The sequence below is a fragment of the Nocardioides dongkuii genome (assembly GCF_014127485.1).
GTDB lineage: Bacteria > Actinomycetota > Actinomycetes > Propionibacteriales > Nocardioidaceae > Nocardioides > Nocardioides dongkuii.
In genome coordinates, this window is record NZ_CP059903.1 from 2,174,798 (window position 1) to 2,199,846 (window position 25,049).

Consider the following 25,049-nt stretch of genomic DNA (forward strand, 5'->3'; position numbering starts at 1 on the left):
CAAGATCTTGGCGCCGAATCATGTGGTTTTCGCCCAATCGATGATGCCGTTCTGTCGCCGCCACCGATTCATCACCCGGGCGCGGCCCTTCTCGGAGTAGAGCGAGTTGTCGACGATGCGCCTCCACCGCTCGAGTCGACTCGGATGGTGCGGGCGCCCGAGCGCGCGGTCGATCTCGTGCATGACGACGCCGGGGTGGTTGAGCAGGTCGTCCAGGACGAAGCCTCGGCGCACGTACGGCGTGCCCGCCAGCGCTCGCTCGCGTCGCAAGTCGCGGCGGTGCTGGCGCTGGTCCCGGTGGTACGCGCCGTCGTACTCGTGGACCGCAGTCGTGCCGGTGACCATCAGGTCAGCGCGCCCGATCAGGGTTCCCACGGCGTCGAAGAGATCCACCTGGGCCTGCACCGCGACACCGATCGCCTCGTGGAACACCCTCAGCACCGTCTCGCCGGCGGACTCGGATCGGGGGTTCGCGAGCTCGTACGCCGACCGGAGCACCCGCACCCCGGGGCGGCGGCTGGCGAGGAGCGCATCCATCCGGGCCGGGTCGAGGTCGCCGTTCGCGAGGGCGGAGTCGACCAGGATGACGAGGTCCAGGACCCCGAGGTCCCGGGCCGCCCGCAGCAGGATCTCCTCAGGGGCGTCGACGGGCAGGCCGCGCCGCTTCGCCGGCGGGCCGCGGTCGGGCACCAGCCGTGAGCAGATCAGGCCGTGCCGGCGTGGCGCCTCGTCGCCGATGTCGACGGCCGCGAACACCGGGATCTGCTCGGGGAGGTGGGGCAGCCGCCAGTTCATGAGCCAGGCGGCCGTCAGGTGGGTGAAGACGGTGGACTCGGGCAGCACCAGGAGGTACGCACGCAGCTCGCGGAGCCGTTCCTCGTCCTCGCTCAGGCCGTCCCGGAACGGGAGGTAGAGCCCGTGGCTCACCCGCCGGTGTCCTGCGAGCCTGACCTCGCCACGGATAGGTTCGTCTCGACCGTCCATGCTCCTGACCCTGCGCACGCAGGGTCCGGCGAAAACGGCCGCCGGCGGCGGCTGTGGACAACGTCTGCGGCAGGCGGATCGAGCCCGCGGTTTGGTCCCAAACGGCAGGAACTCGCGGCCTGGACCTGCGGGCTGGTCCCAAACCGCAGACCTACGATCAGCGGGTGGGGGCGCCGGTCAGCGCCAGTCGACGGTCTTGCGGGTCAGCTTGTACGGGCCGCCCATCACGCTGACGAAGCCGAGCTCGGCGGCGCCCTTGCGGGAGGTGCAGACCCGGTAGCGTCGCTTCTCGATGATGTAGTCCTGACTCGCCTCCGCGCGGCCCAGGGACTTGCCGTTCGTGCCGGTGACCTGCTTGACCTGGGGGCGGGTCATGCCCTGCTTGACCTTGCGGTACTCCTTCTTGGAGATGCAGGAGTCACCCGCCGCGCTTGCCGAGACTTGGGGCGCGGCGACGAGGCCGGTGGAAAGGACGACGGCGGCGAGGGCAGCGGCGGTACGGCGGGGCATGGTCGCTCCTGGGATCGGTGGGACCGTTGACTGCCCCTTGCGGTTTGGGACCAAACCGCAGGGGCTACTCCGGCGGCGCGACGGGGGGCTCGCCGGTGACCGGGTCCTCGAGCGGCGGGATGTGGCCGCTGGTCTGGTCGGTGGGGTCGCCGGGGTCGTCGCGGACCATGGAGGCGGGAGCGGTGCCGGGCGGGCTGCTGGTGACGGGCTGGGAGGGGTCCTCCGGGCCGCGGCCGCCGAGCAGGCCCTCGAGGCGGGCGGGGCCGAGCCGCAGGAACTTGCGCGGCTGGGTGCGGGTGCGGTCGAGGATGGCGACCTCGAGGTCGCGCACCGCGATCACCCGGTCCTCGGTGTCGTTGTGGCCCAGGGCCGCCACGGCCAGCCGCAGGGTGTCGGCCATCGTGCCGCCGGCCTGGTAGCGCTCCTTGAGGTAGCGCGAGACCGACTCCGCGGCGCCGCCCATCACGGCGTACCCGTGCTCGTCGGCGACCTGGCCGTCGTACGTCAGCCGGAAGATCTGGTCGTCGGCCGCGTCGTCGGCGATCTCGGCGACGAAGATCTCCACCTCGTACGGCTTCTCGCCGCCGCTGGAGAAGATCGTGCCGAGCGTCTGGGCGTAGGCGTTGGCCAGCCCGCGCCCGGTCACGTCGCGGCGGTCGTAGGCGTAGCCGCGCATGTCGGCGAGGCGTACGCCGGCGATCCGCAGGTTCTCGAACTCGTTGTAGCGGCCGACCGCGGCGAACGCGATCCGGTCGTAGATCTCGCTGACCTTGTGCAGGGCCTGCGAGGGGTTCTCGGAGGCGAACAGGATCCCCTCGGCGTACTGGACCGCCACGACCGAGCGGCCCCGGGCGATGCCCTTGCGCGCGAAGTCGGCCCGGTCCTTCATCAGCTGCTCGGGCGAGACGTAGAACGGCATGCTCATCGCGCGCCACCTCCGGTCAGCGGGGCGGCCGGCCCGTCGGGCCGGCTCATCCGCCCGGCGATGACGCGGTCGGCGATCTCGGCGACGTCGTCGTCGGACATCCGCCGCCCGCCCTCCGCGGTGATGATCTGGACGACCGGGAAGATCCGCCGGGCCAGGTCGGGTCCGCCGGTGGCGGAGTCGTCGTCGGCGGCGTCGTAGAGCGCCTGCACGACGACCGTCACGCAGTCCTCGGGCCCGAGGTCCTCGCGGTAGAGCTTCTTCAGCGAGCCACGGGCGAAGAGCGCGCCGGAGCCGACGGAGTGGAACGCCGTCTCCTCGTACCGGCCGCCGGTGACGTCGTAGCTGAAGATCCGGCCCTGGCCCACGCGCATGTCGTAGCCGGCGAAGAGGGGGACGACGGCCAGCCCCTGCATGGCCATCCCGAGGTTGCCGCGGATCAGGGCGGCGAGCCGGTTGGCCTTGCCGTCCATCGAGAGCGTGCTGCCCTCGATCTTCTCGTAGTGCTCGAGCTCGGTCTGGAAGAGGCGCACCATCTCGACTGCAAGACCGGCGGTGCCGGCGATGCCGACCGCGGAGAACTCGTCGGCCGGGAAGACCTTCTCGATGTCGCGCTGGGCGATGATGTTGCCCATGGTGGCGCGCCGGTCGCCGGCGATCACGACGCCGCCGGGGAAGGTCGCGGCGACGATCGTGGTGCCGTGCGGCGCGAGGTCACCGGCGTTGCCGGGCGGTACGGCGCGGCGCGAGGGCAGCAGGTCGGGCGCCTGGTCGGCGAGGAAGTCGGCGAAGGACGAGACGCCCGGCTGCAGGAAGGCAGCGGGGAGGCGAGGGTCGGTCAAGACCTACTCCCCGCCCTTCTGGATGAACGACTTCACGAAGTCCTCGGCGTTGGTCTCCAGGACGTCGTCGATCTCGTCGAGGAGGTCGTCGACGTCGTTGTCGAGCACCTCCTTGCGCTCGGCGACGTCGGTCTCCGGCGCCGTCTCGACGGCCTCCTCGGTCTCGGAGGCCTTGCGCGGCTGCTTCTGCTCCTGTGCCATACCCCGACCCTAGCCACTCATCGGGTGAGAGCGGCGAACAACTCGGTCGCGGTTCGGCATCGGTCGAGCAGCGCGCCGACGTGGGCCTTGCTGCCGCGCAGCGGGTCGATGGTCGGCACCCGCTGGAGCGACTCGCGTCCGGGCAGGTCGAAGATGACCGAGTCCCACGACGCGGCGGCCACGTGCTCGGCGTACTTCTCCAGGCAGCGGCCGCGGAAGTACGCCCGGGTCTCCTCCGGCGGGTCGTGCATCGCGGCGGTCACCGACGCCTCCTCGAGCAGCCGCTCGATCCGGCCGCCGGCGACCAGCCGCTGGTAGAGGCCCTTCTCCGGGCGGATGTCGGAGTACTGGACGTCGATGAGCTGCAGCTTGGCGTCGTCCCAGTCGAGGCCGTCGCGCTGGCGGTACTGCTCGAGCAGCTGCAGCTTCGCCACCCAGTCCAGCTCGCGGGCCAACGACATCGGGTCGCGCTCGAGCCGGTCCAGCACCGACTCCCACCGGGCCAGGACGTCGACGGTCTGGGCGTCGGCGTCCGCGCCGTACCGGTCCTCGACGTACTTGCGGGCGAGGTCGAGGTACTCCAGCTGCAGCTGCACCGCGGTGAGCCGGCGGCCGTCCTTCAGGGTCACGGTCTGCCGCAGGGTGGGGTCGTGGGAGACCGCCCGCAGCGCTGCGACCGGGCCGTCCACGGACAGGTCGACGGGGATGAACCGGTCCTCGATCATCGCCAGCACCAGCGAGGTGGTGCCCACCTTGAGGTACGTCGAGACCTCGGCCAGGTTGGCGTCGCCGATGATCACGTGCAGCCGGCGGTACTTCTCGGGGTCGGCGTGCGGCTCGTCGCGGGTGTTGATGATCGGTCGCTTCAGCGTCGTCTCGAGGCCCACCTCGACCTCGAAGTAGTCGGCGCGCTGGCTGATCTGGAAGCCGTCAGCCCGGCCGTCCTGCCCGATGCCCACCCGCCCGGCGCCGGTCACGACCTGGCGGGAGACGAAGAACGGCGTGAGGTGCTTGACGATGTCGGCGAACGGCGTCGACCGGCGCATCAGGTAGTTCTCGTGGGCGCCGTACGACGCGCCCTTGTTGTCGGTGTTGTTCTTGTAGAGCAGGATCGGCGACCCGCCGGGCAGCTGGCTGGCCCGCCGCTGCGCGTCGAGCATGATCTGCTCCCCCGCCTTGTCCCACCGGACGATGTCGAGCGGGGTGGTGACCTCCGGCGTGGAGTACTCCGGGTGCGCGTGGTCGACGTAGAGCCGGGCGCCGTTGGTGAGGATGACGTTGGCCAGGCCGAGGTCCTCGTCGGTCAGCTGCGTCGGGTCGGCGGCCGCGCGGGCCATGTCGAAGCCGCGGGCGTCGCGCAGCGGCGACTCCTCCTCGAAGTCCCAGCGGGCGCGCCGTGCCTTCACCGTGGCCGACGCGTAGGCGTTGACGACCTGGGAGGAGGCCACCATCGGGTTGGCCAGCGGCTGTCCCTGCACGGTGATGCCGTACTCGACCTCGGTCCCCATGACCCGCCGCACGCTCATGTTGCGAGCCTACGCGGGGTCACGGACAGGCCCCCGGCTCAGAGGTACTGCCCGGTGTTGGCGACCGTGTCGATGGACCGACCCGGCTCGGTGCCCTGCTTGCCGGTGATCAGCGTGCGGATGAACACGATCCGCTCGCCCTTCTTGCCGGAGATCCGGGCCCAGTCGTCGGGGTTCGTGGTGTTGGGGAGGTCCTCGTTCTCCTTGAACTCGTCGACGCACGCCTGCAGCAGGTGGGAGACCCGGAGCCCGCGCTGGTCGTGGTCGAGGAAGTCCTTGATCGCCATCTTCTTGGCGCGGTCGACGATGTTCTGGATCATCGCGCCGGAGTTGAAGTCCTTGAAGTACAGGACCTCCTTGTCGCCGTTGGCGTAGGTCACCTCGAGGAAGCGGTTCTCCTCGGTCTCGGTGTACATCCGCTCGACCGTCGCCCGGATCATCGCGGCGACGGTGGCGTCGCGGTCCCCGCCGAACTCGCCGACGTCCTCGGCGTGCAGGGGCAGGTCGGGGGTGAGGTACTTGCTGAAGATGTCGCGCGCCGACTCCGCGTCCGGGCGCTCGATCTTGATCTTCACGTCGAGCCGGCCCGGCCGCAGGATCGCGGGGTCGATCATGTCCTCGCGGTTGGAGGCGCCGATCACCAGGACGTTCTCGAGCAGCTCGACGCCGTCGATCTCGCTGAGCAGCTGGGGGACGATGGTGTTCTCGACGTCGGAGGACACCCCGGAGCCGCGGGTGCGGAACAGCGAGTCCATCTCGTCGAAGAAGACGATGACCGGCGTGCCGGTGCTGGCCTTCTCGCGGGCCCGCTGGAAGACCAGCCGGATGTGCCGCTCGGTCTCCCCGACGTACTTGTTGAGCAGCTCGGGGCCCTTGATGTTGAGGAAGTAGGACTTCCCCTCCTGGCCGGTGCGCGCCGCGACCTTCTTGGCCAGCGAGTTGGCGACCGCCTTGGCGATCAGCGTCTTGCCGCAGCCGGGAGGCCCGTAGAGCAGCACGCCCTTCGGGGGCTTGAGCTTGTGCTCACGGAACAGGTCGGGGTGCAGGTAGGGCAGCTCGACGGCGTCCTGGATCATCTCGATCTGGTTGCCGAGGCCGCCGATCGACTCGTAGGCGATGTCGGGGACCTCCTCGAGGACCAGCTCCTCGACCTCCGACTTCGGCACCTTCTCGTAGACGTAGCCCGCCCGGGAGTCGAGCAGGAGCGAGTCGCCGGCCCGGATCGTGTCCTCGCGCAGCGGCTGGGCGAGGCGGACGACGCGCTCCTCGTCGGCGTTGGCGATCACCAGGGCGCGGTTGCCGTCGGCGAGCAGCTCCTTGAACATCACCACCTCGCCGACCTCCTCGTAGTCGAGGGCGGCGACGACGTTGAGCGCCTCGTTGAGCATGACCTCCTGGCCGCGGCGCAGGGAGTCCACCTCGACGCTCGGGCTGACGTTGACCCGGAGCTTGCGGCCACCGGTGAAGACGTCGACGGAATCGTCGTCGTTGCGCTGCAGGAAGGTGCCGAAGCCGGCCGGCGGCTGGGCCAGTCGGTCGACCTCCTCCTTGAGCTTCATGATCTGGTCGCGGGCCTCGCGCAGCGTCTGGGCGAGGCGCTCGTTCTGGCCGGTGACGGCGGCCAGCGACCGCTCGGCGTCGGAGAGCCGCAGCTCGAGCCCCCGCGAGCCGCCCGGGCCGTCGGAGAGGCGGCGACGGAGGTCGCCCACCTCGGCCTCCAGGAACCGGACCTGGCTCGCGAGCTCCTCGGGGCTCGCGCCACCATGGTCGGGCCGTGCGGTGCCGAACGGGTCGTCTGCAGTCATGTCAGCGCACCTCCTGTGGTTGCGACCCTACCCGCGGGCGGGGACAACCGGCCGGAACGTCCGGGCGATGTCGGGCCTCAGCCCTCCCCGGGCTCCTGCGCCGGCTCGTCCAGGGGTACGCCGGGGGGCCGCGGCCCGGCGTAGTCGGGCCCGTAGGCGCCGGGCGCGGGACGCCGCTTCTTCAGTGGCGGCCGCTGGCCGGGCGCCATCCGCCGGGCGGTCACCAGGAACGCCGTGTGGCCGATCATCTTGTGGCCCGGCCGGACGGCGAGCCCCTCGACGTGCCAGTCGCGCACGAGCGACTCCCACGGCTGCGGCTCGGTGAACCCGCCGTGCAGCCGCACGGTCTCGACGAACCGCGACAGCTGGGTGGTCGTGGCGACGTACGCGCAGACGATGCCGCCGGGCCGCAGCGCGCCGGCGGCGGCGTCGAGGCACTCCCAGGGTGCGAGCATGTCGAGGATGATCCGGTCGACGCGCTCCCCCGAGGCGGGGAGCTCCTCGGCGAGGTCCCCGAGCCGCAGGCTCCAGGCCGGGTGGTCGCCGCCGAAGAACTGCGTGACGTTGCGGCGCGCGACGTCGGCGAACTCCTCGCGGCGCTCGTAGGAGGTCACCCGCCCGTGCGGGCCGACGGCCCGGAGCAGCGAGCAGGTCAGCGCGCCGGACCCGACCCCGGCCTCCACGACGTGGGCGCCGGGGAAGATGTCGGCCATCGCCACGATCTGGGCGGCGTCCTTGGGGTAGACCACGGCCGCGCCGCGCGGCATCGAGACGACGAACTCCGAGAGCAGCGGCCGGAAGACGAGGTACTCCCCGCCTGCGGACGAGACGACCGTGAACCCCTCCTCGCGCCCGATCAGGTCGTCGTGCTCGAGGTGGCCACGGTTGGAGAAGAACCGCTTGCCCGGGACCAGCTCGAAGTTGTGGCGGCGGCCCTTCTGGTCCACCAGCCGCACCCACTCGCCGACGCGCAGCGGGCCGCGGTGGACGCCGGACCAGGCGTCGGGGTCGACGTCGGGGTCAGCAGGCTCGACGGGATCGACGGGGTCGACGGCGGCGTTCTCGGGCGGGTCGGTGGGCTCGGGCACGGGGCAGCACCCTAGTGCGGCAGGCCGCGGAACGCCCGATCGACGTCGGCGGTCGCCAGCACGCCGTACACCGCCCCGTCGGCGTCGACGAGGAGGTACTCCGCCGACGGGTGCTGGTTGATCGCCATGACCAGGTCCTCGCCGGTGATGTCCACCGGCAGCCGCAGCCCCGGGTCGAGGGTGCGCGACACCGAGGAGACGGGGACCCACGGGCGGCGTTCCTCGGGGGTGGCCAGCAGGGCGGCCTCGTTGACCAGCCCGACCGGCTCGCCGCCGCTGGTCACGGTGACGATGCCGCCCGCCTCGGCGTCCTGGGCGCGCCGGACGGCCTCGGCGAGCGGGAGCTCCGGGGGGACGGCGAGGGTACGACGGGCCAGGTCGCGCGCCACGAGGTGCGGCAGCCGGCGGCGTACCCGGGCCGAGCGCATCGCCGCGGAGGACCCGGTCCAGAGGAACAGCGCGATGACGACCGCGATCACGTGGTCGACGAGGTCGGGCTCGATACCGGTCAGCGGCTCCTGGGCGAGCGGCCAGGCCAGCGCGGCGGCGGCGGTGAGCCGGCCGCCCCAGCCGGCGACGAGCGTGCCGCGGTGGACGTCCCCGCTGATGCCCCACACGGCGGCCTTGAGCACCCGGCCGCCGTCGAGGGGCAGGCCGGGAACGAGGTTGAGGACGCCGACCAGAAGGTTGGCGGCCGCCAGCCCCTCGAGCCCCAGGCCGATCAGTCCGGTGGGCGAGGTCAGGAGCACGGCGCCGAGCGCCGCGGCCCCGACGGCCAGGGAGGTGAGCGGTCCGACCACGGCGATCCAGAACTCCTGGCGCGGGGTCCGTGCCTCCCCCTCGATGGCGGTCATGCCGCCGAGGAAGTGCAGCGTGATCGAGGTGACCGGGAAGCCCATCCGCTGCGCGACCACGGCGTGCGAGGCCTCGTGCAGCAGGACCGAGAGGTAGAGGACGACGGCGAAGGCGAACCCGGCGACGTACTTGCCCGGGCCCAGGCCGGGGGCGGTCCGCTCGACCAGCGGGGCCAGGAGCACGGCGATCAGCCCCGCGACGAGGAACCACGAGGAGCTGACCAGGACGTCGCTGCCCGCGACGGTGCCGACCTTGAAGGTGCCCGACGGGCGCCGCTGCTGGTCCGTCACCCCTCGAGGTTATCGGACCGGCGGGTGCGGCCGACTGTCGGTGGAGTCGCCTAGGGTGCGGATCGTGAGCGTGCAGCAGGAGTCCCCGGCCCAACGGGTCTCGACGCCGGTCGACGGCGTCGACGTGCTGGGCGCGCTCTCGCCGAGCCGGGCCGGCGACTTCCTGACCTGTCCCCTGCTCTACCGCTTCCGCACCGTCGACCGGCTCCCGGAGCCCTCCTCCCCCGACGCGGTGCGCGGCACGGTCGTGCACAAGGTGCTCGAGGACCTCTTCGACCTCCCCGCCGCCGACCGCACCCCCGAGCAGGCGGGCGAGCTCCTCGGCCCGGCGTGGGAGCAGGTCGTCGAGGCGGCCCCGGAGGTCGTCGAGATGTTCGGCGACGGCGGCCCCGAGATCACGGCCTGGCTGGCGTCGTGCCGCACCGTCCTCGACCGCTACTTCACCCTCGAGGACCCGCGCCGGCTCGAGCCCGCCGACCGCGAGCTCTACGTCGAGAGCCTGCTCGAGTCCAAGCTGCTCCTGCGCGGCTTCGTCGACCGGGTCGACGTCGCCCCCGACGGCGCCATCCGAGTCGTCGACTACAAGACCGGGAAGGCGCCCGGGCCGGGCTTCGAGGCCAAGGCGCTGTTCCAGATGAAGTTCTACGCGCTGGTCCTGTGGCGCACCCGCGGCGTGGTGCCGGCGATGCTCCAGCTGGTCTACCTCGGCAGCGGCGAGATCATCCGCTACGTCCCCGACAAGCACGACCTGCGCGCGACCGAGCGCAAGGTCGAGGCGGTCTGGCGGGCGATCCGCACCGCCGAGGAGTCCGGCGACTGGCGCCCGCGCCGCAGCCCGCTGTGCGGCTGGTGCGCCCACCAGGCGATCTGCCCGGAGTTCGGCGGCACTCCCCCGCCGCTGCCGGAGCGGGGCGTGGACGCGCCGTCCTGACCGGACTCAGGCGGGCTGGGTCGCGAAGAGCATCAGGAAACCGCAACGCCCGCAGCGCGCCGCGTCCACGACGTACCGCTGCTTGCCCATCCGCCGTGCACCGCCGAACAACCCTCGCTCGAGCGCGCCGGGGATCCACCGCGCGAAGCCCTGGGAGTGCTCCCCGGCGTCCTCGATGAACCCGGGCTCCAGGGACTCGCTGCCGCAGGCGCTGCAGACCGGCATCGGCGGGGTGGGGGACGTCGACTCGTAGGTGCTCACGGGCACACACCCTGCCTCACGGCAGGCGCAACGCGCCGAGATCCGCGGGAGAAAGGCCGACGAGCGTGTCGCGGAAGACGCGGCGGGGGCCGTCGAGCACCGGCACGTGGTTCTGCACCACGACCACCGTGCAGCCGGCGGCCTCGGCCGACTTGGCGCCGGTGTTGGAGTCCTCGATCGCCACGCAGTCCTCCGGGCGGACGCCGAGCGCCGCCGCGGCGGTGAGGTACGCCTCCGGGTGCGGCTTGCCGAGCTCGACCTGGTCGCCGGTGACGATGACCTGGAACGTCTCGGGCGGCAGCTGGGCCAGGATCGGCGCCACGAACCGCTGGTAGGACATCGTCACGAGCGCGCACCGCACCCCGGCGCCCCGGAGCTCCTCGAGGAGCTCGCGACCGCCGGCGGTCCACGGCACCGACTGCTCGACGCGGGCCACGACCCCGTCGAGGAGCGCCTCGACGATCTCCTCCGGCGGCAGGTCGATGCCCATGTGCTCGCGGATGTAGCGCGCCGAGTCGAGCAGGTCGTTGCCGACCAGGTTCAGGGCGTGCGCCTCGGACCAGGTGCCGCCGTGCTCGGCGGCCAGCGCGTACTCGGTCTCGATCCAGTACGGCTCGGTGTCGACGAGGGTGCCGTCCAGGTCCCACAGGACGGCGGCCGGGAGGCCGCCGGGCCCGGTCGTCGGCTCAGTCATCGGGGTCGTAGCCGAGGTTCGGGGAGAGCCAGCGCTCGGCCTCGGCGAGCGTCCAGCCCTTGCGCTCGGCGTACGCGGCGACCTGGTCGCGCCCGAGCCGGCCGACGACGAAGTACTGCGACTCGGGGTGGCTGAGGTACCAGCCCGAGACCGAGGCGCCCGGCCACATGGCCATCGACTCGGTGAGCTCGATGCCGGTGTTGGCCTCGACGTCGAGGAGCTCCCAGAGCGTGAGCTTCTCGGTGTGGTCGGGACAGGCCGGGTAGCCCGGGGCGGGGCGGATGCCGGCGTACCGCTCGGCGATCAGGTCCTCGTTGCTCAGCTGCTCGTCGTCGACGTGGCCCCACAGCTCGGTGCGGACCCGCTGGTGCAGCCGCTCGGCGAACGCCTCGGCGAGCCGGTCGGCGAGCGCCTCGATCAGGATCGCGTTGTAGTCGTCGAGGTCGTCGCGGAACGCCTTGACCCGCTCGGGCAGGCCGATGCCGGCGGTGACCGCGAAGGCGCCGACGTGGTCGGCGAGGCCGGTCGACGCCGGGGCGACGTAGTCGGACAGCGAGCGGTTCGGGATGCCGCCGCGATGCTTGCCCTGCTGGCGCAGGTGGTGCAGGCGGGTGCGGACCTCGCTGCGGTCGTCGTCGGCGTACACGAGCGTGTCGTCGCCCTCGGCGTTGGCGGGGAAGAACCCGTAGACGCCGCGGGCGGTGATCCACTTCTCCGCGATCATCCGGTCGAGCATCGCCTGCGCGTCGTCGTACAGCTTGCGCGCGGTCTCGCCGTGCGAGGGGCTGTTGAGGATGTCGGGGAACTTCCCCTTCATCTCCCAGGCGTTGAAGAACGGCTGCCAGTCGATGTACTCGCGCAGCTCGGCGAGGTCATAGTCGTCGAGCACGTGCACGCCCCGCTGCCGCGGCGCGGGCGGGGTGTAGCCCTCCCACGCGATCGGGGTGGCGTTGGCGACGGCGTCCTCGTACGACAGCTGCGGGCGGTCGGTCTTCGCGGCGTGCCGGGTGCGCAGCGAGTCGTAGTCGGCCCGGACGTCGGCCAGCAGCTTCTCGCGGCGGGTCTCGTGGAGCAGCGCGGCCGCGGTCGGCACCGAGCGGGAGGCGTCCTTGACCCAGACGACCGGCCCGTCGTACTTGGGGTCGACCTTGACCGCGGTGTGCGCCCGCGACGTGGTGGCGCCGCCGATCAGCAGCGGGATGTCGAGGCCCAGCCGCTGCATCTCGCTGGCCATCGTCACCATCTCGTCCAGCGAGGGGGTGATCAGCCCGGAGAGGCCGATGATGTCGGCGTCGACCTCGCGGGCGGTGTCCAGGATCTTCTGCGCCGGCACCATCACGCCGAGGTCGATGACCTCGTAGTTGTTGCACTGCAGCACCACGCCGACGATGTTCTTGCCGATGTCGTGGACGTCGCCCTTGACGGTCGCCATCACGATCGTCCCGTTGGTCTCCTTGACGGTCGCCAGCTCGGGGTTGTCGAGCTTCTCCTGCTCGATGAACGGGATCAGGTAGGCGACGGCCTTCTTCATCACCCGCGCGGACTTCACGACCTGCGGGAGGAACATCTTGCCGGCCCCGAACAGGTCGCCGACGACGTCCATGCCGTCCATCAGCGGGCCCTCGATCACCTCGATCGGGCGGCCGCCGCGGGCGGCGATCTCCTGGCGGAGCTCCTCGGTGTCGGCCTCGACGTGGGCGTCGAGCCCCTTCACCAGGGCGTGGGTGATCCGCTCGCCGACGGGCAGCGAGCGCCACTCCTCGGCGGTCGCCTCGACCGCCTCCCCCGCCTTGTTGTGCGCCTCGGCGATCTCCAGCAGCCGCTCGGCGGCGTCGGGACGGCGGTTGAGGACGACGTCCTCGATCCGCTCGCGCAGCTCGGGCTCGACCTGGTCGTAGACGACCAGGGCGCCGGCGTTCACGATGCCCATGTCCAGCCCCGCCTCGATGGCGTGGAAGAGGAACACCGCGTGGATCGCCTCGCGGACCGGGTTGTTGCCGCGGAAGGAGAAGCTGACGTTGGAGATGCCGCCGGAGACCTTCGCCCCGGGCAGGTTCTCCTTGATCCAGCGGGTGGCCTCGATGAAGTCCAGGCCGTACGACGCGTGCTCCTCGATGCCGGTCGCCACCGCGAAGACGTTGGGGTCGAAGATGATGTCCTCGGGCGGGAAGCCGACCTCGTCGACCAGGATCCGGTAGGCGCGCTCGCAGATCGCCTTGCGTCGGGCGAGGTTGTCGGCCTGGCCGTCCTCGTCGAAGGCCATGACGACCGCGGCCGCGCCGTACTTCCGGACCAGTCGGGCCTGCTCGCGGAACGCCTCCTCGCCCTCCTTCATGGAGATGGAGTTGACGATCGCCTTGCCCTGGACGTTCTTCAGGCCGGCCTCGATCACCTCCCACTTGGAGGAGTCGACCATCACCGGCACCCGGCTGATGTCGGGCTCGCTGGCGATCAGCTTGGTGAAGCGGTCCATGGCCGCGACGCCGTCGATCATGCCCTCGTCCATGTTGATGTCGATGACCTGCGCGCCGTTCTCGACCTGCTGGGTCGCGACGGTGAGCGCGGCGTCGTAGTCGCCGGCCTTGATCAGGTTGCGGAACTTCGCCGAGCCGGTGATGTTGGTGCGCTCGCCGACGTTCACGAAGAGGCTGTCCTCGGTGATCGTGAACGGCTCGAGCCCCGAGAGGCGCATCGCCGGGGCGACGGCCACGGGCTCGCGGCGCTGCTTGCCCTCCACCGCCTGCGCGATCGCGGCGATGTGGTCGGGGGTGGTGCCGCAGCAGCCGCCGACGAGGTTCACGAAGCCGGCGTCGGCGAACTCCGCCACGACCGCGGCGGTCTCGTCCGGCGCCTCGTCGTACTCGCCGAAGGCGTTGGGCAGGCCCGCGTTGGGGTAGCAGGACACGAAGGAGTCGGCGATCCGCGCCATCTCGGCGATGTAGGGGCGCATCTCCTTGGCCCCCAGCGCGCAGTTGAGCCCGACGGCGATCGGGCGCACGTGGCGCACCGAGGTCCAGAACGCCTCGGTCACCTGGCCCGAGAGGGTCCGCCCGGAGGCGTCGGTGATGGTGCCGGAGACGATGACCGGCCAGCGGCGTCCGTGCTCCTCGAAGAGCGTCTCGACCGCGAAGATCGCGGCCTTGGCGTTGAGGGTGTCGAAGATCGTCTCGATCATCAGCAGGTCGGCGCCACCGTCGACGAGCCCGCGGGCGGCCTCGAGGTACGCCGCGACCAGCTGGTCGTAGGAGACGTTGCGGGCGGCGGGGTCGTTGACGTCCGGCGAGATCGAGGCGGTGCGCGTGGTCGGGCCGAGCGCGCCCGCGACGTACCGCGGCTTCTCGGGGGTCGCGACCTCGTCGGCCACCTGACGGGCCAGACGCGCTGCGGCGTGGTTCAGCTCGTAGGCGAGGTCCTGCATGCCGTAGTCGGACAGCGAGACCGCGTTGGCGTTGAAGGTGTTGGTCTCGATGATGTCGGCGCCGGCCTGGAGGTACTCGCGGTGGATGCTCGCGATGAGGTCCGGCTGGGTGAGGGTGAGCAGGTCGTTGTTGCCCTGGAGATCGCTCGGCCAGTCGGCGAACCGCTCGCCGCGGTAGCCGGCCTCGTCGGGCCGGTCCCGCTGGATGGCCGTGCCCATCGCGCCGTCGATGACCAGGATTCGGGCGCGCAGGGCAGCGTCCAACGCCTCCGTACAGTCAGGACGGAGGTCCTGCTCGAACGTCGGGTGCGCCGGATCAACCACGAAGGACTCCTCTCGGGGCCGGCCGGGAGCCGGCGGCCACGTCCAGCCTAGGAACCTGTGTCCACGGGCTGGACCGCATGACCAGATCGTGACATCGCCGCGTGGCGACGGCGAAATCCCCGCGGCTGACTAGGCTGGTGCGGTGATCGAGATCGAGCACGCTGCGGACCTGGTCGATCCTGTGGTGATCGCCGCCTTCGAGGGCTGGAACGACGCGGCCGACGCGGCGTCGTCAGTGGTGGACCACCTGATGACGGTGTGGAACGCGCGGGTGGTCGGCGCCATCGACCCCGAGGACTTCTACGACTTCCAGGTCAACCGCCCCGTCGTCGGCACCGACGACCGCGGCCACCGCCGGCTGACCTGGCCGAGCACCCAGATCGCGGTCGCGTCGCCGCCGGACCTCGACCGCGACGTCATCCTGCTGCGCGGGATCGAGCCGAACATGCGCTGGCGGCAGTTCTGCGCCGAGCTGCTCGCGGCCTGCGACGAGCTCGGGGGCGAGCTGGTGATCACGCTCGGCGCGCTGCTCGCCGACACCCCGCACACCCGGCCCATCCCCGTCACCGGCACCGCCACCGAGCCCGAGCTTGTCGACCGGCTCAAGCTCGAGCAGTCGACGTACGAGGGCCCGACCGGCATCGTCGGCGTCTTCCAGGACGCGTGCATGCGCCTCGACATCCCCGCGGTGTCGTACTGGGCCGCCGTACCTCACTACGTCGCGCAGCCGCCCTGCCCCAAGGCGACCCTCGCGCTGATCGGCCAGCTCGAGGACCTGCTCGAGGTCAGCATCCCCCTCGGTGACCTGCCCGAGGACGCCCGCGCCTGGGAGCGCGGCGTCGACGAGCTCGCCGAGGAGGACGAGGACGTCGCCGACTACGTCCGCGCCCTCGAGGAGACCCGCGACACCACCGACCTCCCCGAGGCCTCCGGCGAGGCGATCGCCCGGGAGTTCGAGCGGTACCTCAAGCGGCGCCAGGACGAGAACTAGCCGTTCCGCCCGGGTCCGGGGCCGCCGAACGCGTGCGGTTTGGTCACAAACCGCACGCGGAGCGGCCGAATCCTTGCGGTTTGTGACCAAACCGCAGGGGTGACTCCGGCCCGGCGCACTCTCCGGATCCGGCACACCAGCGCCGCCCGGATGCCTGCGGTTTGGTCACAAACCGCAGACGAAGCCGCCGAATCTCTGCGGTTTGGTCACAAACCGCAACGACTCGCCGACCCGCGGCGCCGACGCCGGGGGGCGTCAGACCGCCAGGCCGAGGGCGGCGTCGATGACGGTGAGCACCGCCATGGCGGCGTCGGGGTCGGACGTGTCGGCGAGGCCGTCGGTGCCGAGGGTGGCGCGCGCCCAGCGGTCGACGGCGGCGACGGCGCGGGGGGCGTCGAGGTCGTCGGCGAGGGCGGCCAGCACCTCCTCGACCACCGGGCCGGCGGGGGCGCCGGCGCCGAGCGCGAGGGCGCGGCGCCAGTCGGCGAGGGTGTCGACCGCGGTCCAGAGCTCGGCGTCGGTCCACTCCCAGTCGGAGCGGTAGTGGTGGTTGAGCAGCGCCAGCCGGATCGCCATCGGGTCGACGTCGCTGTTGCGGAGCGCGGAGACGAAGACCAGGTTGCCGCGGGACTTCGACATCTTCTCGCCGTCGTACGCCACCATCCCGGCGTGCGAGTAGACCTGCGCGAAGCGGGTCCCGGGCTCGGCGACCTGGGCGTGGCCGGCGCACATCTCGTGGTGCGGGAAGACCAGGTCGCTGCCGCCGCCCTGGACGTCGAAGTCGCCGCCCAGGTAGCGCATCGCGATCGCGGCGCACTCGACGTGCCAGCCGGGCCGCCCGGGGCCGAACGGGCTCTCCCAGGACGGCTCGCCGGGACGCTCGCCGCGCCACACGACGCAGTCGAGGGGGTCCTTCTTGCCGGGCCGGTCGGGGTCGCCGCCGCGCTCGGGGAAGATCCGCAGCATCTCCTCGCGGTCCATCCCCGACTCCTCGCCGAAGGCCGGGTCGGCGGTGACCGACATGTAGAGGTCGTCCTCGACGCGGTAGATCGCCCCGGCGGCCTGCAGCCGCTCGATGAGCTCGATGACGTCGGGGATCGACTCGACCGCGCCGACGTAGTGGGCCGGCGACAGCACCCGCAGCGCGGTCATGTCCTGGCGGAACAGCTCGGTCTCGCGCTCGGCGAGCTCCACCCAGTCGACCTTGACCTTGGTGGCGCGCTCGAGCAGCGGGTCGTCGACGTCGGTGACGTTCTGGACGTAGGTGACCTCGTGGCCGGCGTTGCGCCAGGCCCGGTTCAGCAGGTCGAAGCCGAGGTACGTCGCGGCGTGGCCCAGGTGGGTGGCGTCGTACGGCGTGATGCCGCAGACGTAGAGCCGGGCCGGCCCCTCGGGCCGCGTGGTGACGAGCTGCCCGGTGACGGTGTCGTGCAGGGCCACGGGCGGTCCGGCCACCGGCAGGGTCGGGATCTCCGGTGAGGGCCAGGCGCGCATGCCCTGACTCTAGAGGAGGCGGGTCAGAACGGCGGCCACGGGATCGCGGGCCACTCCCCCCGCGGCACGGGCATCACGCCGTGCTCGGCGAGGCGGCGGCAGCGCCGGGCGAAGGCGTCGATCTCGCGGTCGGTGAGCAGCGGCGCCAAGGCGTCGCCGAGCGGCCCGCGCGCCGCCGTCCCGAGGTCCCGGACCGCCGTGACCTCCTCGTCGGACAGCGGCTCGCCGAGCCAGCCCCACAGGACCGTGCGCAGCTTGTGCTCGTGGTGGAAGGCGATCCCGTGGTCGACGCCGTACCGGTGCCCGTCGGCCATCGCCAGCACGTGCCCGCCCTTGCGGTCGGCGTTGTTGACGACGACGTCGAGGATCGCCATCCGCCGCAGCGGGACCGAGTCCTCGTGCACCAGCGACACCGGCAGGTCCCGTCCGTCGAGACCGTCGAAGACGTGCCGCCACCCGGTGGGGACCTCCCCCTCCGGCACCAGCGTCACCGCCTCCTGGGCGGCGTCCGGCTCCTGCCAGCGCTGCACCATCCCGGGCCCGTGCGGACCGTCGCGCAGCCACGTCTGCGGCACGACGTTCCAGCCCAGCGCCTCGGACACGACGTACGCCGCGCGCTCGCGGCTGGCCAGGTCGCCGTCCGGGAAGTCCCACAGCGGCCGCTCCCCCGCGACCGGCTTGTAGACCACCTGGATCTCGCCCTCGTCCGTGGTCAGGTGCCCCAGGAAGGTGGCGTTGGACGCAGGCATGATCCGCCCGCTCAGGACCAGCTCGCCCTCGAGCAGGTCCGCGGCGGGCTCCCTCACGGGTCCCGTCTGCGGAAGCCGTTGGCGCGCACGCAGAGGTGCCCCTCGGGGTCGATCGGCCCGCCGCAGAACGGGCAGCTGGGCCGACCTGCCTCCAGCACCTGCTCGCTGCGCTTGACGAAGGCCCGCGCCGCGCCCGGCGACAGCCGGACCAGCAGCACCTCGTCGGGCTCGGGCTCGATGATGTCCTCGTCGAGCTGGTCGGGGCTGACGACCGCGGCCTCGCTGTAGGGGAAGACCTCGATCACGACCCGGCTGTCGGCGGGGTCCCACGAGAGCGTCATCGTGCCGGCCCGGAACTCCTCCTCGATGGGCTGCTCGAGGGGGGCGGTGTCCTCCAGGCCCAGCGGGGCGACCGCGGGCACGACCGGCGCGTCGGTGTCGCTGCTCATCACGTCGTCGAGGAGCTCGTCGACGCGCTCGGCCAGGACGGCCACCTGGCGCTTCTCGAGCGCGACGGACACCAGGCGCGCTCCGCTGCGGGCCTGGAGGAAGAACGTCCGCGACCCGGGAGGTCCGACCGTCCCGGTCACGAAGCGCTCCGGTGGGTCGAAGCCGTGGACGAGGGGCATGGCACTCACCCTATGACTGCGACCCAGCGGGCTCGTCAGGGCCCGCGCCGCCGCCGACGACGGCGTCACCGGCGGCGTCGCCGGAGGCGTCCGGTGGGGGCACCAGCCAGCCGAGGTCCCCGGCGTGGGTGTTGGTGGCGAGCACCGCGGGCCGGGCGGCGGTGTAGCGCACGATCGAGATCGACGCCGGGTCGACGTTCACCCGCTGGAACAGGTCGAGGTGCATGCCGAGCGCGTCGGCCAGCACCGACTTGATGATGTCGCCGTGGCTCACCGCCACCCAGACGGCGCCCGGGCCGTGCTCGGCCTCCACCTCCGCGTCGTGGCGACGTACGGCGGCGACGGCGCGGGCCTGCATCTGCGACATGGTCTCGCCACCCGGGAACTGCACCGCCGACGGCTGCGCCTGGACGACCTTCCACAGGTCCTCCTTCGCGAGCTCGCGCAGCGGGCGGCCCTGCCACTCGCCGTAGTCGCACTCGGTGATGCCCCGCTCGACCAGCAGCGGCGGCGACCCCGCCTGCTGGTCGAGCACCGCGCGGGCGGTCTGCCGGCAGCGCTCGAGCGGGCTGGAGACGACGGCGGCGAGGCCCACCGCGGCGAGCCGCTCCCCGGCGCGCTGCGCCTGGGTCCTCCCGGTCCCGTCGAGGCGGACCCCGGCCTGGCGCCCGGCGAGCATGCCCGACGCGTTGGCGGTGGTCCGGCCGTGCCGCAGGAGGACGACGGTTGCCATGCGGCGGACTGTAGCGGGGGGGCCCGCCCGCGCGCCGTCGTACGGTGGTCCGGTGATCGTCGACATCGCCCTCTACCGCGACGGTGCCCGCGTCGAGCTCGACGGGTGCACCGCCGACCTGGAGCCCGTGCGCCGCCGCGCCGACCAGCCCGGTGACTTCGTCTGGGTGGGCCTGCACCAGCCGACCACCGAGGAGCTGACCGAGGTCGCGGCGACCTTCGACCTGCACCCGCTCGCGGTCGAGGACGCGGTCAAGGCCCACCAGCGGCCCAAGCTGGAGCGCTACGACGAGAGCCTGTTCCTGGTGCTGAAGACGCTCTGGTACATCGACGAGCACGACGCCGTCGAGACCGGCGAGATCAGCCTGTTCGTGGGCCATGACTTCGTCGTCTCGGTGCGCCACGGGCAGGGCTCGGAGCTGCAGTCCGCGCGCCGCCGCCTGGAGGCCAACGGCGCGGTGCTCACCCACGGCCCGTCAGCGGTCGTGTACGCCGTGTGCGACACGGTCGTGGACGGCTACACCGAGGTCGTCAAGTCCCTGGAGACCGACGTCGACGAGGTCGAGGCCGCGGTCTTCTCCGACCTGCGCACCAAGCCCTCGGAGCGCATCTACACCCTCAAGCGCGAGATCGCCGAGGTACGGCGTGCGGTGATGCCGCTGCGCGACCCGATGGACCGGTTCGCCTCCGGCCAGGTGCCCGGGATGGACCCCGAGACCACGCCGTTCTTCCGGGACGTCGCCGACCACGTGGCGCGCGCCGCGGAGGCGGTCGACGCCCTCGACAGCCTGCTCTCCAGCGCGTTCGACGCCCACGTCGCGCAGATCTCGGTGCAGCAGAACGACGACATGCGCAAGATCTCCGCCGGCGCGGCGCTGGTGGTGGTGCCGACGTTGATCGCCGGGGTCTACGGCATGAACTTCGAGCACATGCCCGAGCTGAAGTGGTCCTTCGGCTACCCGTTCGCGCTGGCGCTGATGACCGCGGCCGCGTCCGGCCTCTACGTGCTCTTCAAGCGCTCGGGCTGGTTGTGAGGGCCCTCAGGCGTTGAGCACGCCGGCGGCGACCAGCGCCAGGGTCAGCCCGCCGAGCGCGACCCGGTAGAGCACGAACGGCGTGTAGGACCGGGTCGAGACGTAGCGCAGCAGCCACGCGATCGCGGCGTACCCGACGACGAAGGAGACGACCGTGGCGACGATCGTGGGCCCCCAGCCGTAGCTGTTGTCGCCGTGCGGGATCTCCTTGAGCTCGTAGAGCCCGGCGCCGACGACCGCGGGGATCGCCAGCAGGAAGGCGTACCGCGTTGCCGCCTCCCGCTCGTAGCCCAGGAACCGGCCCATCGAGATCGTCGCGCCCGACCGGGAGACGCCCGGCACCAGCGCGCACGCCTGCGCCAGCCCCATCAGGACCGCGTCGCGCAGGGTGATCTGGCGGATCTGCTTGTTGCTGCGGCTCACCCGGTCGGCGATGCCGAGGACGACGCCGAGCACCACCAGCGCGGTCCCGATGACCCAGAGGCTGCGGAAGTCCTCCTCGATCACGTCCTTCAGGGCGATGCCCAGCAGCACGATCGGCAGCGAGCCGATGATGATGAACCAGCCCATCCGGGCGTCGAGCTCGCCCCGCAGCTCCGGACGCACCAGGGAGCGCGTCCACGTCGACCCGATCCGCCAGATGTCGTGCCGGAAGTAGATGAGCACGGCCAGCTCGGTGCCGATCTGGATGACGGCGGTGAAGGCCGCGCCGGGGTCCCCCCAGCCGAAGAGCTCCGGGAAGATCCGCAGGTGGGCGCTGCTGGAGATCGGCAGGAACTCCGTGAGGCCTTGGATGGTGCCGAGCACGACGGCCTTGAGGAAGTCCCACACGGGAGGGGATCCTACGGTCGCCCGCTGGGCGAGCCGACACGGAGCCGCGGGGTGTCGCCGACTACCTTGTCGCCATGCAGCACAGGTCTCTGGGCGCCACCGGGCTCAAGGTCTCACGACTCGGTCTCGGCACGATGACATGGGGGCGGGACACCGACGAGCACGAGGCGCGCGACCAGCTGGTCGCCTTCGCCGAGGCCGGCGGCACCCTCCTCGACACCGCCGCCGGCTACGGCAACGGCGCCTCCGAGGAGCTGATCGGCACGCTCCTCGGCGACGTCGTGGCCCGCGACGAGGTCGTGATCGCCACCAAGGCCGGCATCCGCGGCACCCCCGGCGGCGGCCGGTCGTACGACGTGTCGCGCGGCCGCCTGCTCACCACGCTGGACGCGTCGCTGCGCCGGCTCGGCGTCGACCACGTCGACCTGTGGCAGGTCCACGTGTGGTCCGACGACGTCCCGGTGGAGGAGACGCTGACCGCGCTCGACCTCGCGGTCAGCTCCGGCCGCGCGTCGTACGTCGGGGTCTCCAACTACTCCGGCTGGCAGACCGCCCAGGCCGCGACCTGGCAGCGCGCGGTCCCCGGACGCGCGGTGCTCGCGTCGACCCAGGTCGAGTACTCCCTGCTCAACCGGCGGGTCGAGGAGGAGGTGCTGCCGGCGTGCGCCGCCCTCGGGCTGGGCGTGCTGCCGTGGTCGCCGCTCGGCCGCGGCGTGCTGACCGGCAAGTACCGCACGGGCACCCCCTCGGACTCCCGCGCGGCGTCCCGCCACTTCTCGACGTTCGTCGACCCCTACCTCACCGAGCGGTCCGCGGGCATCGTCGAGGCGGTCGCCCGGGCCGCCGAGGGGCTCGGGTGGACCGCGCTCGAGGTCGCCCTCGTCTGGGTCCGCGACCGTCCCGGCGTCACCGCCCCCGTCGTGGGCGCCCGCACGGCCGCGCAGCTGCGCGGCGCACTCGGCGTGGAGGAGCTCACGCTGCCCAGCGAGATCGTCGACGCGCTCGACGACGTCAGCAGGGACTGAGCGTGTCGCGCGCACCCGCCCGCACGCTCTCCCGCGGGGTGGAGTGGGAGTTCGACCGGGTGTCGTTCTCCCGCGAGTTCCCCCGCAACGTCGTCACCAAGCTGCTGGTCGAGCGGGCCGAGCACGGCGGCTGGGAGCTCGACCGGGTGCGGATCGGCTCCGACGGCACCCGCCGCGTGATCCTGCGGCGGCGCATCATCCGCGCGGTCCGCACCGCCTGAGGGCCGCTCAGACGTCGTCGAGGAACCGGTCGAAGACCCGGGCGCCGAACTCGAGCGCGTCGACCGGGACCCGCTCGTCGACCCCGTGGAACAGCGCGGTGAAGTCGAGGTCCGCCGGGAGCCGCAGCGGCGCGAAGCCGTACGAGCGCATTCCGAGCTTGCGGAAGTGCTTGGCGTCGGTGCCGCCGCTCATCAGGTACGGCGCCACGATCGCGTCGGGGTCCTCGGCCAGGATCGAGCGGTGCATCGCGCCGACCAGGTCGCCGTCGTACGGCGTCTCCCAGGGCTGCTGGTGGGAGAGGTGCTCGACCTCGATCCCCTCACCGACGAGCTCGGCGAGGGTGGCGAAGAACTCGTCCTCGTAGCCGGGCAGGAACCGGCCGTCGATGTGCGCGGTCGCCTCGGTCGGGATGACGTTGACCTTGTAGCCCGCGCTCAGCATCGTCGGGTTGGCGGTGTTGCTGATCACCGCGCCGAGCATCCGCGCCGCTCCCCCGAACTCCTCGATCAGCGCGGGCGCGTTCTCCGGGGTCGCCTCGGTGCCGGCGAGGTCGGCCACCGCGGCGAGCAGCACCTCCATCGTGGGCGTGAGGCGCACCGGCCACTGGTAGGCGCCGATCCGGGCGACCGCGGCGGTGAGCCGCGAGACCGCGTTGTCGGTGTTGATCATCGAGCCGTGCCCCGCCCGGCCGCGGGCGGTGAGGCGCATCCAGGCCATCCCCTTCTCGGCCGCCTCGACGAGGTACACCCGGCGCCCCCGCACCGTGGTGCTGAACCCGCCCACCTCGCCGACCGCCTCGGTGACCCCTCGAGCTCCTCGCGGTGCTGCTCGACGATCACCTGGGCGCCGCGGTGGCCGCCGGCCTCCTCGTCGGCGGTGAAGCAGAGCACCACCGGCCGCTCCGGCACCCGGCCGGCCCGCTGCCGGGCCCGGACGACGCTGAGCAGCATCGCGTCGAAGTCCTTCATGTCGACCGCGCCGCGGCCCCAGACGTAGCCGTCCTGCACCTCGCCGCTGAACGGGTGCACCTGCCAGTCCTCGGCGGCGGCCGGCACCACGTCGAGGTGGCCGTGCAGGAGCAGCGCGTCCCCCTCGGACCCGCCCCACCGCGCCACGACCGTCGTACGCCCCGGCTCCGGCTCGTAGAGACGCGACTCGATGCCGACCTCGTCGAGCAGCGAGGCGACGAGCTCGGCGGCCTTCCGCTCCCCCGGGCCCTCCTGGTCGCCGTAGTTGGAGGTGTCGATCCGGATCAGCTCGCGGCAGAGGTCGACGACCTCCGCGGCGGGGTCGTGAGAGGGGTCTTGAGCGGCCTCGTGGGCGTCGTCCTGGGGGGTGTTCGCCATGGCGCAAGCATGACACCGGGAGGGGCCGGGGCCGATGCGGGGAATCCCCAGACGCTTTGCTACGGTTGCGTCCGCACTCGTCCGGGTGGCGGAATTGGCAGACGCGCTAGCTTGAGGTGCTAGTGCCCTTTATCGGGCGTGGGGGTTCAAGTCCCCCCTCGGACACAGAAGACAGCCCCACCTGATGGCCCCGAGCCCTCAGCGTGGGGCTGTCGGCGTTTGACGGGGCAGCGAGGGTCCGACGGACCAGCCTCGTCGGTCTCGGGCATCCCCCAGATCGGCGATGAACGAGCCCCCGCAGTACGGCATCGTCGCCCGTACCCGGCCCCACCGGCCTGGTCGCTCGCAGGTGTCCCTGACCGCTACCCCCACGGCGGCAGTGGCTGCGATGCGGAGGAGGGCTCGACGAGCCTGCCGGTGGGCGCCGGGCCTTCACTCCCCGAACAGCTCCGACTCCTCCAGCCGGGCGAGCGCGGCGACCGCGGCGATCTGCGTCCCCACGGCCAGCTTGCGCAGCACGGCACGCACCTGCGACCGGACGGTCGCCACGGAGACCCCTCGCTCCCAGGCCAGCACGCCGACCGGCATCCCGTCCCGCAGGCCGGCGAGCACGTCGCGCTCGCTGGCGGTGAGCCGCTCCAGGCGGGCCACGAGCTGCCGGATCTCCTCCGGCAGCGCGGCCCAGGCGTCGAACGCCGCCGAGCGCACCTCGGGCTCGAGGATCCCCTCCCCGGCCTCGAGGCGCTCGAGCGCGCCGTACAGCTCCTCCAGGCTCGACCCCGCGGACAGGATCCCTTCGGCACCCGCGGCGAGCAGGGCTCCCCACCGGGCGTCGACCCGGCCGGGGGCGATCACGAGCCAGATCTCGGTGCCGCGGCTCACCAGGCACCGTGCGGCGGCCAGGGACAACGGATCGTCGAGGTCGCAGACCAGCACCCCGGACCACGGTCCGGAGCCCCCGGGCTCCGGCGGTCCCACCGCGGCGCGGGCCGGACCGAAGCGCCAGCGCATGGTGGCCACCGACCGACCGCGGCTGTTCAGCGCGGCCGCGACCGCCTCACCCATCAGCTGGTGGTCAGCCAGCACGTGCACCGGTCGACCGGTCACCATGTGTGCCTGCACGCCGGCCGCTCCCTCCGTGCGCCGCGAGGACGCAGACCCCCGCTCCTCACGCCGGTGCGCGCCTCTGCGCCACCGACCTCACCACCCGAACCCGCTCCGAGAACCCACCGGAGGAGAACGTCACCCGAAAAGGTGACGTTCCCGAGCACACCGGGGTACGGGGAACCTGCACGGCGATACCTCATCTGCAGGATGAGGATGCCATCTCCGGCGCCGGTAC

23 protein-coding genes, 1 tRNA gene and 1 pseudogene are annotated in these 25,049 nt (G+C 72.2%); 6 read left to right on the top strand and 19 right to left on the bottom strand.

The window, feature by feature from the left end; translation table 11 throughout:
- Positions 1–18: 18 nt before the first annotated feature.
- From H4O22_RS10480 to H4O22_RS10520, 9 genes are all read right to left on the bottom strand, one after another.
- Positions 19–927: a hypothetical protein gene (locus tag H4O22_RS10480; protein WP_182523369.1), complete on the bottom strand. Its 909-nt coding sequence runs from the start codon at positions 925–927 to the stop codon at positions 19–21.
- A 234-nt stretch (positions 928–1,161) separates the two neighbouring features.
- A complete protein-coding gene (locus tag H4O22_RS10485) occupies positions 1,162–1,494 on the bottom strand; it encodes a hypothetical protein (RefSeq protein ID WP_182523370.1) in 333 nt (110 codons plus the stop codon).
- Between the two features lie 64 nt (positions 1,495–1,558).
- Positions 1,559–2,419: a proteasome subunit alpha gene (gene prcA, locus H4O22_RS10490; RefSeq protein WP_182523371.1), complete on the bottom strand. Its 861-nt coding sequence runs from the start codon at positions 2,417–2,419 to the stop codon at positions 1,559–1,561.
- Positions 2,416–3,261, bottom strand: a complete 846-nt coding sequence (gene prcB, locus H4O22_RS10495) for a proteasome subunit beta (protein WP_182523372.1) — start codon at positions 3,259–3,261, stop codon at positions 2,416–2,418. Before prcB ends, prcA begins: the two co-directional genes overlap by 4 nt.
- 3 nt (positions 3,262–3,264) lie before the next feature.
- Positions 3,265–3,462 (bottom strand): ubiquitin-like protein Pup, encoded by a 198-nt coding sequence (locus H4O22_RS10500; protein ID WP_182523373.1) that lies wholly within the window; start codon positions 3,460–3,462, stop codon positions 3,265–3,267.
- A gap of 17 nt (positions 3,463–3,479) precedes the next feature.
- On the bottom strand, positions 3,480–4,988 hold the full coding sequence (dop, locus tag H4O22_RS10505; protein ID WP_182523374.1) for a depupylase/deamidase Dop: 1,509 nt from the start codon (positions 4,986–4,988) through the stop codon (positions 3,480–3,482).
- A gap of 38 nt (positions 4,989–5,026) precedes the next feature.
- On the bottom strand, positions 5,027–6,793 hold the full coding sequence (gene arc, locus H4O22_RS10510; RefSeq protein ID WP_182523375.1) for a proteasome ATPase: 1,767 nt from the start codon (positions 6,791–6,793) through the stop codon (positions 5,027–5,029).
- Positions 6,794–6,870: 77 nt separating this feature from the next.
- Positions 6,871–7,767 carry a tRNA (adenine-N1)-methyltransferase gene (locus tag H4O22_RS10515; RefSeq protein ID WP_182527078.1) on the bottom strand — a complete coding sequence of 299 codons (897 nt, stop codon included), beginning with the start codon at positions 7,765–7,767 and terminating at the stop codon, positions 6,871–6,873.
- Positions 7,768–7,892: 125 nt separating this feature from the next.
- Positions 7,893–9,026 (bottom strand): site-2 protease family protein, encoded by a 1,134-nt coding sequence (locus H4O22_RS10520; RefSeq protein WP_182523376.1) that lies wholly within the window; start codon positions 9,024–9,026, stop codon positions 7,893–7,895.
- Positions 9,027–9,090: 64 nt separating this feature from the next.
- On the opposite strand from H4O22_RS10520, the gene H4O22_RS10525 reads away from it, so the two are divergent.
- Positions 9,091–9,957 carry a RecB family exonuclease gene (locus tag H4O22_RS10525; protein WP_182523377.1) on the top strand — a complete coding sequence of 289 codons (867 nt, stop codon included), beginning with the start codon at positions 9,091–9,093 and terminating at the stop codon, positions 9,955–9,957.
- A 6-nt stretch (positions 9,958–9,963) separates the two neighbouring features.
- On the opposite strand, the gene H4O22_RS10530 is transcribed toward H4O22_RS10525, so the two are convergent.
- The 3 genes from H4O22_RS10530 to metH are packed head-to-tail and all read right to left on the bottom strand — an operon-like array spanning position 9,964 to position 14,654.
- Entirely contained in the window at positions 9,964–10,218 is a 255-nt protein-coding gene (locus H4O22_RS10530; RefSeq protein WP_220451133.1) for a hypothetical protein, read from the bottom strand.
- A 16-nt stretch (positions 10,219–10,234) separates the two neighbouring features.
- The gene (locus tag H4O22_RS10535) at positions 10,235–10,912 is read right to left on the bottom strand and encodes an HAD family hydrolase (RefSeq protein WP_182523378.1); all 678 of its coding nucleotides are present in this window, start codon (positions 10,910–10,912) and stop codon (positions 10,235–10,237) included.
- On the bottom strand, positions 10,905–14,654 hold the full coding sequence (gene metH / locus H4O22_RS10540) for a methionine synthase (RefSeq protein ID WP_182523379.1): 3,750 nt from the start codon (positions 14,652–14,654) through the stop codon (positions 10,905–10,907). Before metH ends, H4O22_RS10535 begins: the two co-directional genes overlap by 8 nt.
- A gap of 142 nt (positions 14,655–14,796) precedes the next feature.
- Between metH and H4O22_RS10545 the strand changes: the two genes are divergently transcribed.
- A complete protein-coding gene (locus H4O22_RS10545) occupies positions 14,797–15,645 on the top strand; it encodes a PAC2 family protein (RefSeq protein ID WP_182523380.1) in 849 nt (282 codons plus the stop codon).
- 255 nt (positions 15,646–15,900) lie between these two features.
- Here H4O22_RS10545 and mshC read toward each other — a convergent pair whose 3' ends face one another.
- The 4 genes from mshC to H4O22_RS10565 are packed head-to-tail and all read right to left on the bottom strand — an operon-like array spanning position 15,901 to position 19,250.
- Positions 15,901–17,139: a cysteine--1-D-myo-inosityl 2-amino-2-deoxy-alpha-D-glucopyranoside ligase gene (gene mshC / locus H4O22_RS10550; protein WP_182523381.1), complete on the bottom strand. Its 1,239-nt coding sequence runs from the start codon at positions 17,137–17,139 to the stop codon at positions 15,901–15,903.
- Between the two features lie 23 nt (positions 17,140–17,162).
- Entirely contained in the window at positions 17,163–17,945 is a 783-nt protein-coding gene (locus H4O22_RS10555) for an SCO1664 family protein (RefSeq protein ID WP_182523382.1), read from the bottom strand.
- The gene (locus tag H4O22_RS10560) at positions 17,942–18,517 is read right to left on the bottom strand and encodes a DUF3090 domain-containing protein (protein ID WP_182523383.1); all 576 of its coding nucleotides are present in this window, start codon (positions 18,515–18,517) and stop codon (positions 17,942–17,944) included. The genes H4O22_RS10555 and H4O22_RS10560 overlap by 4 nt, the downstream gene beginning before the upstream one ends.
- Positions 18,518–18,527: 10 nt before the next feature.
- Positions 18,528–19,250: a histidine phosphatase family protein gene (locus H4O22_RS10565; RefSeq protein WP_182523384.1), complete on the bottom strand. Its 723-nt coding sequence runs from the start codon at positions 19,248–19,250 to the stop codon at positions 18,528–18,530.
- Positions 19,251–19,302: 52 nt separating this feature from the next.
- Here H4O22_RS10565 and corA point away from each other — a divergent pair, with 52 nt between their 5' ends.
- Complete coding sequence (gene corA / locus H4O22_RS10570) at positions 19,303–20,283, top strand: magnesium/cobalt transporter CorA (protein WP_182523385.1); 981 nt, start codon at positions 19,303–19,305, stop codon at positions 20,281–20,283.
- 6 nt (positions 20,284–20,289) lie between these two features.
- Here corA and H4O22_RS10575 read toward each other — a convergent pair whose 3' ends face one another.
- Positions 20,290–21,114, bottom strand: a complete 825-nt coding sequence (locus tag H4O22_RS10575; RefSeq protein WP_182523386.1) for an undecaprenyl-diphosphate phosphatase — start codon at positions 21,112–21,114, stop codon at positions 20,290–20,292.
- A 74-nt stretch (positions 21,115–21,188) separates the two neighbouring features.
- Here H4O22_RS10575 and H4O22_RS10580 point away from each other — a divergent pair, with 74 nt between their 5' ends.
- Positions 21,189–22,139: an aldo/keto reductase gene (locus tag H4O22_RS10580; RefSeq protein WP_182523387.1), complete on the top strand. Its 951-nt coding sequence runs from the start codon at positions 21,189–21,191 to the stop codon at positions 22,137–22,139.
- A gap of 38 nt (positions 22,140–22,177) precedes the next feature.
- Positions 22,178–22,360, top strand: coding sequence for a DUF5703 family protein (locus H4O22_RS10585; protein WP_182527080.1), 183 nt, complete (start codon positions 22,178–22,180; stop codon positions 22,358–22,360).
- Between the two features lie 7 nt (positions 22,361–22,367).
- Here the strand turns inward: H4O22_RS10585 and H4O22_RS10590 are convergent.
- Positions 22,368–23,707: pseudogene (locus H4O22_RS10590) on the bottom strand (M20/M25/M40 family metallo-hydrolase).
- 79 nt (positions 23,708–23,786) lie between these two features.
- Between H4O22_RS10590 and H4O22_RS10595 the strand changes: the two are divergent.
- Positions 23,787–23,872, top strand: a tRNA-Leu gene (locus tag H4O22_RS10595).
- Positions 23,873–24,139: 267 nt separating this feature from the next.
- Here H4O22_RS10595 and H4O22_RS10600 read toward each other — a convergent pair.
- The gene (locus tag H4O22_RS10600; RefSeq protein ID WP_182523388.1) at positions 24,140–24,814 is read right to left on the bottom strand and encodes a helix-turn-helix transcriptional regulator; all 675 of its coding nucleotides are present in this window, start codon (positions 24,812–24,814) and stop codon (positions 24,140–24,142) included.
- Between the last annotated feature and the right edge of the window lie 235 nt (positions 24,815–25,049).